The sequence below is a fragment of the Paenibacillus sp. F411 genome (assembly GCF_017582705.1).
In the GTDB taxonomy this organism is placed as follows: Bacteria; Bacillota; Bacilli; order Paenibacillales; family Paenibacillaceae; genus Paenibacillus_AQ; species Paenibacillus_AQ algicola.
Genome location: NZ_JAGFIP010000002.1, coordinates 226,595 through 238,799, shown reverse-complemented (window position 1 = coordinate 238,799; position 12,205 = coordinate 226,595). Strand labels below are relative to the sequence as shown.

Below are 12,205 nucleotides of genomic sequence, written 5' to 3'. Positions count from 1 at the left end.
ATAAGAGATCAGGAAATATACAATGGGAGGAAGAAAAGATCACTTGGAAGGTTGATGAGTTATGGGTGATGATATCCGAAGAAATATGGCGCTGTTTCCGATTGGGATTGTCATGAAGCTCACGGATCTATCTGCAAGACAGATTCGCTACTACGAGCAGCATCACTTAATAGTACCTGCCCGTACTTCAGGCAACCAGAGACTGTTCTCCTTCAATGATGTTGAACGATTACTGGAAATTAAAGCTTTAATCGAGAAAGGCGTAAACATTGCGGGCATCAAGCAAGTGATGAATCCCGTGACGAAGGAGTCGGAGGAAGCCACGGTGCTGACCCCGGATACGGAGAGCAAGCGCCGGGAGATGTCTGAGTCCCAATTGCGGCGTCTGCTGAAGCAGGAACTGATTTCGGCTAAAAGACCGGGTCAAGTATCCTTGATCCAGGGCGAATTGTCCCGGTTTTTTAATAAATAAACCAAAGATGAAAAGGGAGAGGATATAGTGAGTTATTCGAAAGATGATATTCTTCGTATTGCCAAGGAAGAAAACGTACGTTTTATCCGCTTGCAGTTTACCGACCTTCTGGGGACGATCAAGAACGTTGAAATTCCAGTAAGTCAGCTGCCAAAGGCGTTAGACAATAAAATGATGTTTGACGGATCTTCCATCGAAGGCTATGTTCGGATTGAAGAGTCGGATATGTATCTGTATCCGGATCTTGACACTTGGGTTATTTTCCCATGGCATTCCGAAGATCGTGTTGCGCGTCTGATCTGTGATATTTATCTGCCGGACGGCACTCCGTTCCCTGGCGATCCGCGCGGCATTCTGAAGAGAAACCTGAAGGAAGCCGAAGAGATGGGCTTCACTTCGATGAATGTTGGTCCAGAGCCGGAATTCTTCCTCTTCAAGACAGACGAGAAGGGTAACCCGACTATGGAGCTGAATGACCAAGGCGGATACTTTGACCTTGCTCCTACCGATCTGGGTGAGAACTGCCGCCGTGATATCGTACTGACACTGGAAGAGATGGGCTTCGAAATTGAAGCTTCTCACCATGAAGTGGCTCCAGGACAGCACGAAATCGACTTTAAATATGCGGACGCGGTTAAAGCCGCTGACCAGATCCAGACGTTCAAGCTGGTAGTTAAGACGATTGCTCGTCAGCACGGTTTGATCGCAACCTTCATGCCGAAGCCGTTGTTTGGTGTGAACGGTTCCGGTATGCACTGTAACCAATCCCTCTTTAATGGCAAAGAGAACGCATTTGTCGATGAGAGTGATGAGCTTGGCCTGAGCGCTACGGCACGTCATTTCATGGCAGGAATTATGAAGCATGCCCGCGCATTTGCAGCCATTACAAACCCTACAGTGAACTCTTACAAGCGTCTGGTTCCTGGCTACGAAGCTCCATGCTATGTAGCATGGTCTGCAAGTAACCGGAGCCCGATGATCCGAATTCCGGCATCCCGCGGCCTGAGCACGCGTGTTGAGGCTCGTAATCCGGATCCGGCAGCGAATCCTTACCTGGCTCTGGCTGTTATGCTGAAGGCTGGTCTGGACGGCATTAAGCGTAAGCTTCCTTTGCCAGCGCCTATCGACCGTAACATCTATGTGATGACGGAAGAAGAGCGTATCGAAGAAGGAATCCCTAGCTTGCCTTCTAACCTGAAGGAAGCGCTGAACGAATTGATTCGCAATGAAACGATCTGCGAAGCATTGGGTGAGCACGCCCTGTCCCATTTCTACGAACTGAAAGAAATCGAGTGGGATATGTACCGCACACAGGTTCACGGATGGGAACGCGATCAATACATGACCATGTACTAAAAGAGGAATCCCTTGCGCCGTATGGCGTGAGGGGTTTTTGTTTTGGGGGGCAACACGAATCGGTATAAGGAATATATTTGAACACCCACAATTCACCCACAAATTACTCGAAAATGTTTTTAATGTGACACTCGTACTTATACATATTCGTAGCCTCAAGTTTTTTAGACACGTGAGCGTACGCAGTAGATGTGATTTTCATCCTTCCGTGACCTAAGCGTTCTTATACATGTTTGAGAGTAAACGGGGATTTCCAATAATTAAATATAAAAACGATATTTAGGCTCAAAACCGAACTATAAAATTTAAATCCAAACAAGCAAGTGATCCAAATAATCTGATAGATGGAAAATTTATCTTCCTCATAAAGAGCTAGTATATATGTGGTAGAATTAACTGAATAATACACAGTGAACGACGTCCTGTTTTAAGTACTTCTACAAACCTTCATCAGGGTTCAACTCAGGAATGTACTCGGGCAAAAAACTTAAGACAGTCAGCCGTGGTTTGCTTCAAGGGACACCAGTTGTATTGTAAGGCGGTCAGGTAAGTAGGAATTATTGACTCATTCTCAAATTGCAGATGATCGATACGCCCGTCCACCATTTGTTTTTTAGCGCTGGCATGCTTTCCTCGTGAAACGGAGCTTTTTTAGGGATCGGCTTTTGCCATCTTGTAGGTCGTTTTCGCAGAATTGAAGCCCAGCGTGACAGTAGTTTAGACACCTTTTTCCGCATTGTGTTCTCATCAAATTGGATGGTTGTTAGTTTAACGAAACCTCTGCGACTTGGCGTATCTGTTCATCCTTGTGCATCAAAGTAAGGCACGGGAAACAGTGTGAATTTGGGACATTACATAATGTCTTCCTTAATATGATGTGCAATCATAGGATAGAAGAATACAAATAGAAAAATTGTTTTCTAGGAGGAGAGATGATGAGAAAGTTACGTGTTTTGCTTATATTAATTACGACGCTATTATTCATTATGGGTTGTAAGGGGGAGGTTGAAGTTACGAAGGATACTCATGAAGTTAATAAACCTGTACCAGATAACAATGCATTATCAAATCAAGTGATAACGTATGAAAATTTTGACAAACTATTTTTTGATTCTGCTAAAACTTTAAAAATTGAAGGATTTGACTTAAAAAACGGAACTTTTGAAGAGGAGTTAGTAATAGTCGATAAGGATTTATCGTTTAACACACGAGAGATTTTATCTTTGGAAGGAAAGATAGAAAATAACACACCAATACGAACAACTCAAAGAATGCTAATTTTTGAAGATGAAGATACCACTAAGCAAGTAATTATAAAGTTTGCCTACACTAAAAATTTTATAGGAAACGACATTATTGAATATAGTAAAACTAAAGGTCTATCTGACATTGATCAGAACCTATCTCAAAAAACAGATATTTTAACTTTTAGCTATAAAAACTTGATAATTATTGTCCACCAGAATGCAGAGGCTAAAATAGATAGCGAAATAACAAAAAAAGCTACAAGAGCCATTCAGTCTTATCTAAAGAATTTCTAAACTCCAAAATTTATGTTTTATAATTTTATGATACAGTGGCAGCTTTTTTATATCGGAAGCAACAACAAAAAAGATAACCCTGCACAAAGTACAGAGGTCATCTTCTCTTAATTAGATGGTGAATATTCCTAATGAATATCTCTAAAAATGCCTACTACTTTACCTAAAATCGACACATGATTCAAGCGAAGCGGCTCGTACGCCGAGTTCTCTGGCTGAAGACGGATATGATCCTTTTCCTTATAGAAGGTCTTGACTGTAGCTTCGTCCTCTTCGGTCATGGCGACGACAATATCTCCATTGTCCGCGGTCTGCTGCTGTCTTACGATCACGTAATCTCCATTGATGATTCCGGCCTCAACCATACTGTCGCCAGCGACGGAAAGCATGAAAATCTTGTCATCGCCAACAAAATGCTGAGGCAGCGGGAAGTAATCTTCAATATTCTCCGTAGCGGTGATCGGAACGCCGGCGGTAACCTTACCGACTACAGGCACTCTGGAAATCGTATGCGTGAAAAGATTGCTGCTCTCTGACTCTTCCTGGCCCAGCAGTTCAATCGCTCTAGGCTTAGTAGGGTCTCGGCGAATCAGGCCCTTCTTCTCCAGACGGTCTAAATGACCGTGTACCGTAGAGCTGGAGGCCAGTCCGACGGCTTCGCCAATCTCACGAACTGAAGGCGGATACCCTTTACTGCGTACTTCTGTACGGATAAATTCCAATATGGCCAATTGGCGGCTGGATATCTTCGACATTCCTTATCAACCCCATTTATGTAACGTTTGGTAAAAGTATAACATAGAACTACCGTTCGTACAAACATTAGTTCTAAATAATTTTTCTCGGAACAATTGTTCGTAAAAAACGCTTGAAACAAACAAGTGTTCTTGTTATAGTAGATTCAAACAGAACATTTGTTTGGGAGATGATCGACATGCTGAAATATAGTACTTATCGGAGTATTTATGACCACCCGGCGCAGCCGCAAGCTAGTGCACAGGGGAGGAAGTCCTTATCTCAAGCTTTGAATTACATAATGTCTTTAAACCGCAACAAGCTGTTAGGCATTCTGTTCGTGTTCTTTCTGGGCTTTAGCAGCGCATTGACTGTATTTGCAAACGGGGAAGAGGAACCTGCTGAGGTGAGGGAGATCGTTGTGCAGTCAGGTGACACCTTATGGAGCATTGCAGCTAGTCACAAGCCGGATTCCATGGACATCCGTGACTATATTCATACCATTGCGAAGTTTAACGGACTGAATAGCCATGATATTAAATTCGGAGAGGTTCTGAGTTTACCCCTCTACTAAACTGTCATAGGAAATAGGCTTATCTTATACTCATTCCCCTTGATCTGCATTATTTAAAATGACGTATCTGTTTCTTCACAGATGATGATATAATATATCTGACTCTTTCATAATAAAGAGCTTGGTCAAGGCCGCTTTCTTGACAAGCTCTTTTTCTCATGTCACAGTTAGAAATGAACATATAAGTGGAGGTATTCAGATGGACATTGATGCATTGGTGGAGCGTATTAACGTTCTCGCGAGAAAGAATAAGACGGAGGGGTTAACGGAGCAGGAGCAGCAGGAGCGTGCTGAGCTTCGTGAAATCTATCTCAATAATATAAGAAGAAATTTCCGGCAGCAGCTGGATTCCATTGAATTTGTTGATGAAGAGCCCGGTAAAGGGAAAGGCTTAAAGCATTAAGTCTGCTTTTTAAATAAACATGAATAAAGGGGTAAGGACATGTCTCGTTCATGGGAAAGAAAAGTAAGCAAGAACCTGGCCCAGGTCAATAAACAGCGTAAGAAGCAGGGCCAGACCTCTATTGGCGGTAACGGTACAGCGGCTGATGGACACATTTTTAAGGGTCGTAAATATGTACTGCCGATTGTGCTTCTGGCCCTGGCAGGTCTGTACGCTTTGTTGGGCAGAGCTACAGCGAGCGCGGCTGGAGCAAGCGACGTTCTGAACTGGGTAGGAGTTAGTCTGTATGTGCTGCTTGCGATCATGATTTTTTTGAGAAAGCCGTTCTTGAAGGTTGGCCGAAATACGCTGTCAACGTTCAAATTCAATCGCGAACGGAAGCTATCACCTTCCGAAATTAGCAAGATTCGGCTTTTGAACGGCTCTGTCGTTATTGAGACGTCAGCAAAGGGCGGCAATTGGGTGTTTTCCCGTCTGATTAACCGATATGATACGGATGCTATGGGGAAAAGGCTGGAGGAATTCGCCAGCATGCACCAAATTGCGGTGGAGCGGAAGTAACCGACAAATTACAGAAGATTGAAGGGGAGAGGGACATGTCTACTGCTGCTGTGTTGTTTGATTTGGATGATACCCTGCTATGGGATGAGCGAAGTGTAGAAGAGGCCTTTACAGCTACCTGCAAAGCGGCTGCCGACGCTGTCTCCATTAATGCCGGGGAGCTGCTTGCAGCTGTTCGTGAAGAAGCTCGTAAGCTTTATGAAACCTATGATACATTTGCTTTTACTCAAATGATCGGCATTAATCCTTACGAAGGCTTGTGGGCGAACTTCACGGCAGGGGAACAGCCAGAGTTTCGCCGGCTGCAGGAGCTGGCGCCAGGCTACCGCAAATCGTCCTGGGACAAGGCACTGAACAGGCTCGGAGTGCAGAATGAGGAGCTGGCCGCTGCACTGGCGGAACAGTTCGCCGCGGAACGAAGAAAGCGCCCTTACGTGTACGCAGAAACGTTTGAAGTGTTGAAGTCGCTGCAAGGTAAGGTCAAGCTGCTGCTGCTGACGAACGGCAGTCCGGATTTGCAGCAAGAGAAGCTGGATGGAGTGCCTGATCTGGCTCCGTACTTTGATCACATTGTAATCTCAGGCAGCTTCGGTAAGGGTAAACCTGATCCTTCCATTTTCCTGCATGCGCTCAGCATGCTGGAGGTCGATCCACAGCGGGCTGTAATGGTAGGGGATAAGCTGACAACTGACATTAAGGGCGGTAATGCGGCCGGACTGACAACCGTCTGGATTAATCGAACCGACCGTCCTAAAGATCCTGCAATCCTTCCGAATTACGAAATTCAGGATTTGAAGGAGCTGCACCCCATCTTAAATGAGCTGCAGCTTACATAAACAATCCTTATATGCTGCGCTATTGAAGTCCCGAATATGATTCGGGGCTTTTTAGCGTTCCCTTTTTACTTCGTGCCTCTAAAGCTGTGTTTCACATTCTCTCATTCAGGTAATTATACAGGTAGACCATGATGACCATGATGACCATGAGATCTAAACCTAGAGAGGAGAATTCACGATGAAGACAGCAGTGTTTGGAGCAAACGGACAAATTGGAAGAATCTTCACAGACCTCTGGATTCGAGAGCAGCATGGTGAGGTAAGAGCTTTGATACGAAGCAGTGATCAGGCAGGGTATTTTGAAGAACTCGGTGCAGATCCTGTGCTGCTTAATCTGGAGGATGATGTCAACACACTGGCGAAGGCGCTTGAAGGCTGTGAAGCAGTTGTTTTTGCTGCAGGCTCTGGAGGGGATACCGGGGCAGATATGACGCTGCTGATCGACCTCGACGGGGCGGTGAAAGCCTCCGAGGCAGCCATGAAAGCAGGCATTGACCGGTTTGTGCTGGTGAGTGCTATGGGTGCAGGTGAACGGGAGCGCTGGAGCGACAGCATCAAGCCATATTATGTGGCCAAGCACTATGCCGATCAGGCCGTTGAATCCAGCGGACTTTCTTATACGATATTGCGTCCAGGTGCGCTAACCAATGACGAGGGCAGCGGAAACATTGAAGCGGGGACAAGTCTTGAGCCTGGAAGCATTCCAAGAGCAGATGTTGCTGCTGCCATTGTGACTGCATTATTAGAGCCTAACACACAGGGCAAATTGTTTGAGCTGATTGAGGGCAGTACACCAATCTCAGAAGCTTTATCAAAGCTCTGATTGAATACAGCAAATGAAGAATGCCTGGAGACACTTTCCTCAATTGAAGGTGGTCTCCAGGTCTTTTTATAACTCCGGCGGGTTGAATCGTCACATAATTGTAAGTCTTCCGCAATGCATCGAAGGAGAGGAATCATGTATAATGACCTTACGGATGTAGAACCGATACTAAAGCAGGTGAATTTATATGAAGAGCACTGGCACGAAGTTGTCTTTGAAGAGAAATGCTGCTCTATGGTCCGCGCTCCTGCTCGCCGCGATTGCACTGGCTGGCTGCAGTGGGGAGTCCGTCAAAGGGAGTGGCGGGGAATGGGTGCTAGAGGATCCGATCCTCGTTGAATTATCTTTGAGCAAAGAGGTGGCCGCTGCCGGCGAGGCTGTGTCCATGATCGCGAAGGTCACTCAATCGGGCGAACCGGTGGATGATGCGGATACCGTAGAATTCGAAATTACGCAGGAGGGCGGAGGCATGCAGGTAAAGGTCCCGGCACAGCACTCCGGCAACGGAAATTATGAACTTCAGAAGAGGTTTACGGATACGGGTACATACCGAATTATCTCTCACGTTACCGCGAGGGGAATGCATTCCATGCCTGTTAAGGAACTACAGGTTACCCCATAGCGCACATGCTGGTCACCGCCATACTATGAATATTGTACAATGCAAAAGCAGCAAGACCTCTGAGGCCTTGCTGCTTTTGCTGGTTCCTGATCGTTTTTACAGGCCTGGGTTAGGCACGGGTGTCGCGATCCAGCCATTGGCTTCAATGAACAAACGAACGGCTACAATTTGCTTGTTATCCATTAATGTAAAGAAGTGCGGCGTATTCTCAGGTACGGAAATAACGTCCCCCGGCTCCAATTCCACATTGAAATAACCTACATCCTCTGCACCTTTAATAATGAAAATGCCTTTACCGCCAACAATAGCGCGGATTTCATCTTCAGTATGAGTGTGAACCTCTTCAAATTTTTGCAGAAGCTCTTCCAGGTTAGGGGTAGATTCAGACAGGGTGATGACGTCCCAGATTTTATAGCCGCGGCGGGCAGCCAGATCCCGAATTTCTTCATCAAAAATATCAAGAATTCGTTTCTTGTCATCATCAGAAAGTGAAAACTGCTCCTGCAGCTCCTGTGGAAGCTTATCCATATTCCAATGCTCGTATACGACCTCTTGCGAGTTTAGGAATTGACGAACATTTTCCTCGCCGGAGATTCTTTCGTTCGTGTTGCGAATTACAATTTCAGCCATGATTATATCCCTCTTTCTCCACTTGGAATAATAAGTATTATAAGGTTTTACAAGCAGCTTGTCATCCCTTTACCTGTATTTTATATGATTGCGCCGCATAATTCACGTTATAATCATTCTTTCCTAATGAATTTAATTCTGTTACACTAAGATTTAACGTTTTACGGGGAGGGGTAGCTTTGAGTAAGCCAAGTTTACAAGATATGCTAAAAGAACGAATATTAATCCTCGATGGTGCAATGGGCACCATGATTCAGCAGGAGGACCTCTCTCCAGAGGATTTTGGTGGAGAAGAACTGGATGGCTGTAACGAAATGCTGGTGCTTGAGCGGCCGGACGTGATTCAATATATACATGAAAAATACCTCGAGGCGGGTGCAGATCTGATCGAGACCAATACCTTTGGCGCGACATCCGTGGTATTGGCCGAATACGATATCCCGCATTTAGCCAAAGAAATCAATTTGGAGGCTGCTCGCTTAGCGCGTGCTGCTGTAGATAAATATTCGACACCAGAGCGCCCGCGCTACGTAATCGGGGCCCTAGGACCCACGACGAAGACGCTGTCGGTGACCGGAGGCGTGACGTTTGCCGAGCTGATTGAGAGCTACGAAGAGCAGGTTGTTGCTCTCATTGAGGGCGGGGTTGACGCGCTGCTGCTGGAAACATCGCAGGATACGCTGAATGTTAAGGCGGGTACGATTGGCATTCGTCAGGCTTTTGAGTCATGTGGCGTTCAGCTGCCAATTATGATATCAGGTACGATTGAGCCAATGGGAACCACACTCGCCGGTCAGAATATTGAGGCCTTCTGCATTTCATTAGAGCATATACAGCCGATTTCCATCGGGCTCAACTGTGCTACGGGTCCGGAGTTTATGAGAGACCACATTCGTTCGCTGTCAGATATGTCGAGTGCGGCGATTAGCTGCTATCCAAACGCAGGACTGCCAGATGAGAATGGTCACTATCATGAGTCTCCGGAATCCTTGGCGCAAAAAATGGGTGCTTTTGCCGAAAAAGGCTGGCTGAACATTGCCGGAGGGTGCTGCGGAACGACACCGGAGCATATCCGGGCATTAAGTGAGGTAATGAGCCGCTATGCACCGCGCCCGCTGTCAGGCAGCCATCTGCCCGCGCTTTCCGGAATTGATCCCGTCTACATTGAACAGGATAACCGTCCATATATGGTCGGCGAGCGGACGAATGTGCTCGGCTCGCGGAAGTTCAAGCGTCTTATTGTAGAAGGCAAGTATGAAGAGGCCTCGGAAATAGCCAGGGCGCAGGTCAAGAACGGTGCACATATTATTGATGTCTGCGTTCAGGACCCCGATCGGGAGGAGAAGGCCGATATGATCGCGTTCCTGGAGCTTGTCGTCAAAAAGGTCAAGGTGCCCTTGATGATTGACACAACCGATCCGGAAGTGATTGATCTGGCCTTGAGCTACTCCCAGGGGAAAGCGATTATTAACTCCATTAACCTTGAGGATGGCGAAGAAAAGTTTGAGCATGTAACTCCATTGATTCATAAGTACGGTGCTGCGGTGGTCGTGGGTACCATTGACGAGAGCGGCCAGGCCATACACCGGGAGGATAAATTAAACGTTGCAAAGCGCTCCTATGAGCTCTTGGTTCATAAATACGGAATCAAGCCGGAGGATATCATTTTTGACACGCTGGTGTTCCCGGTAGGTACCGGGGATGAGCAGTATATTGGCTCGGCCAAAGAAACGATTGAAGGAATTCGTCTCATTAAAGAGGCAATGCCGGAGTGCCATACGATTCTGGGGATTAGTAATGTCTCGTTTGGCTTGCCGGAGGCGGGCAGAGAGGTGCTGAACTCGGTTTTTTTATATGAATGCACAAAGGCAGGCCTCGATTATGCCATCGTCAATACCGAGAAGCTGGAGCGTTATGCTTCTATCTCCGATGAGGAAAAGCGCCTTGCGGAGGATCTGATCTACCGGACCAATGATGATACCCTTTCCGCTTTTGTAGCTGCATTCCGGAATAAGAAGGTTGAGAAGAAGGAAAAGATCTCGAACCTTTCTCTAGAAGAGCGTCTAGCATCTTACGTGGTTGAAGGCTCCAAGGAAGGCTTGATCCCGGATCTGGATGAAGCCCTCAAAAAAAGCTCACCGCTGCAAATTATCAATGGTCCCCTGATGGAAGGGATGTCCGAGGTTGGGAGACTGTTTAATAATAACGAGCTGATCGTTGCCGAGGTGCTGCAGAGTGCGGAAGTCATGAAGGCTTCAGTAGCTTATCTGGAGCCATTTATGGAGAAGAACGAATCGTCAGTTAAGGGGAAAATCATGCTCGCCACAGTCAAGGGTGATGTGCATGATATTGGAAAAAATCTGGTAGAAATCATCCTTGCGAACAATGGTTACCATATTGTTAACTTGGGTATAAAAGTACCACCGGAGCAGATCATTGAAGCGTATCGCAGAGAACAGCCCGATGCAATCGGGTTATCCGGTCTGCTGGTGAAGTCGGCCCAACAGATGGTTCTGACGGCACAGGATTTAAAAACGGCGGGCATCAGCGTTCCGATCATGGTGGGCGGAGCAGCGTTAACACGCAAATTTACCCGGACGCGGATTCGTCCCGAATACGAAGGTATGGTGTTATATGCCAAGGATGCGATGGACGGCCTTGATCTTGCCAACAAGCTGAGTGATCCGGTTAACCGCTCCAGCCTGCAGCTGCAGCTTGAACAGGAGCGCGAGGAGGATGCACAGGTCCAAACTGTCGTTAAGGTAATGCCAGAGCCGGTGCGGATTAAGCGTTCTGAGGTTTCTACGGAAGCGCCGGTATACATGCCGCCGGATTTGGATCGTCATATTATTCGTAACTACCCGATTCCCCACATTCTTCCTTATGTAAACATGCAGATGCTGTTAGGTCATCACCTCGGCCTGCGGGGATCGGTAGAGCAGCTCTTGGCAGCACAGGATCCCAAAGCAGTTTCATTAAAGGAGACGGTAGACAGCATTTTTGACGAAGCGATTCGCAACGGGATTATTCAAGCACACGCTATGTACCGCTTCTTCCCGGCGCAGTCGGAGGGCAATGATATTCTCATCTATGATCCAGCGGACTCCAAAACGGTGCTTCATCGTTTTAGCTTCCCAAGGCAGCAGGTTGAGCCTTATCTGTGTTTGTCTGACTTCTTGAAGTCTACAGACAGCGGTATTATGGATTATGTCGGCTTTCTCGTCGTTACGGCCGGGCATGGGGTTAACAAGCTGTCAACGGAGTGGAAGGACAAAGGCGATTATTTGAGATCTCATGCGCTCCAGGCAGTTGCTCTGGAAACCGCAGAGGGACTGGCGGAACGTGTCCATCATATGATGCGGGATTCCTGGGGCTTCCCGGATCCGGAGGATATGACCATGAAGCGTCGACTGGGTGCTCGTTATCAAGGTATTCGCGTCTCCTTTGGATATCCGGCATGTCCGGATCTGGAGGATCAGGGACCGCTGTTCCAGCTATTGAAGCCGGAAGACATGGGTGTGGAATTGACGGAAGGCTTTATGATGGAGCCGGAAGCTTCGGTATCGGCCATGGTGTTTAGTCACCCTGAGGCTAAATATTTTAATGTGGATAAAGCTTAACATCATATGCGGTGTACAGCCGCTGGAAATCC

Annotated in this window: 12 protein-coding genes; 10 read left to right on the top strand and 2 right to left on the bottom strand. The window is 46.8% G+C overall.

Going from position 1 to position 12,205, the window contains the following annotated elements; all coding sequences use genetic code 11:
- Window positions 1-61 precede the first annotated feature (61 nt).
- From JJQ72_RS03540 to JJQ72_RS03530, 3 genes are all read left to right on the top strand, one after another.
- Window positions 62-472, top strand: coding sequence for a MerR family transcriptional regulator (locus JJQ72_RS03540; protein ID WP_138225680.1), 411 nt, complete (start codon window positions 62-64; stop codon window positions 470-472).
- 27 nt (window positions 473-499) lie between these two features.
- Window positions 500-1,828, top strand: a complete 1,329-nt coding sequence (glnA, locus tag JJQ72_RS03535) for a type I glutamate--ammonia ligase (protein WP_138225681.1) — start codon at window positions 500-502, stop codon at window positions 1,826-1,828.
- A gap of 932 nt (window positions 1,829-2,760) precedes the next feature.
- On the top strand, window positions 2,761-3,369 hold the full coding sequence (locus JJQ72_RS03530) for a hypothetical protein (RefSeq protein WP_208202789.1): 609 nt from the start codon (window positions 2,761-2,763) through the stop codon (window positions 3,367-3,369).
- A 128-nt stretch (window positions 3,370-3,497) separates the two neighbouring features.
- Here the strand turns inward: JJQ72_RS03530 and lexA are convergent, their stop codons facing one another.
- Window positions 3,498-4,124, bottom strand: coding sequence for a transcriptional repressor LexA (lexA, locus tag JJQ72_RS03525; RefSeq protein WP_138225735.1), 627 nt, complete (start codon window positions 4,122-4,124; stop codon window positions 3,498-3,500).
- 179 nt (window positions 4,125-4,303) lie between these two features.
- Here lexA and JJQ72_RS03520 point away from each other — a divergent pair, with 179 nt between their 5' ends.
- From JJQ72_RS03520 to JJQ72_RS03495, 6 genes are all read left to right on the top strand, one after another.
- On the top strand, window positions 4,304-4,678 hold the full coding sequence (locus tag JJQ72_RS03520) for a LysM peptidoglycan-binding domain-containing protein (RefSeq protein ID WP_208202788.1): 375 nt from the start codon (window positions 4,304-4,306) through the stop codon (window positions 4,676-4,678).
- Between the two features lie 199 nt (window positions 4,679-4,877).
- Window positions 4,878-5,081 carry a DUF896 domain-containing protein gene (locus JJQ72_RS03515; protein ID WP_138225737.1) on the top strand — a complete coding sequence of 68 codons (204 nt, stop codon included), beginning with the start codon at window positions 4,878-4,880 and terminating at the stop codon, window positions 5,079-5,081.
- Between the two features lie 39 nt (window positions 5,082-5,120).
- Window positions 5,121-5,642 (top strand): hypothetical protein, encoded by a 522-nt coding sequence (locus JJQ72_RS03510; RefSeq protein ID WP_208202787.1) that lies wholly within the window; start codon window positions 5,121-5,123, stop codon window positions 5,640-5,642.
- Window positions 5,643-5,677: 35 nt separating this feature from the next.
- Window positions 5,678-6,478, top strand: coding sequence for an HAD family hydrolase (locus tag JJQ72_RS03505; RefSeq protein WP_208202786.1), 801 nt, complete (start codon window positions 5,678-5,680; stop codon window positions 6,476-6,478).
- 178 nt (window positions 6,479-6,656) lie between these two features.
- A complete protein-coding gene (locus JJQ72_RS03500; RefSeq protein WP_208202785.1) occupies window positions 6,657-7,301 on the top strand; it encodes an SDR family oxidoreductase in 645 nt (214 codons plus the stop codon).
- A 187-nt stretch (window positions 7,302-7,488) separates the two neighbouring features.
- Window positions 7,489-7,923, top strand: coding sequence for a FixH family protein (locus JJQ72_RS03495; RefSeq protein ID WP_208202784.1), 435 nt, complete (start codon window positions 7,489-7,491; stop codon window positions 7,921-7,923).
- Window positions 7,924-8,019: 96 nt separating this feature from the next.
- Here the strand turns inward: JJQ72_RS03495 and JJQ72_RS03490 are convergent, their stop codons facing one another.
- Window positions 8,020-8,553 carry a cupin domain-containing protein gene (locus JJQ72_RS03490; protein ID WP_138225742.1) on the bottom strand — a complete coding sequence of 178 codons (534 nt, stop codon included), beginning with the start codon at window positions 8,551-8,553 and terminating at the stop codon, window positions 8,020-8,022.
- A 179-nt stretch (window positions 8,554-8,732) separates the two neighbouring features.
- Between JJQ72_RS03490 and metH the strand changes: the two genes are divergently transcribed.
- A complete protein-coding gene (gene metH / locus JJQ72_RS03485; RefSeq protein WP_208202783.1) occupies window positions 8,733-12,173 on the top strand; it encodes a methionine synthase in 3,441 nt (1,146 codons plus the stop codon).
- Window positions 12,174-12,205 lie beyond the last annotated feature (32 nt).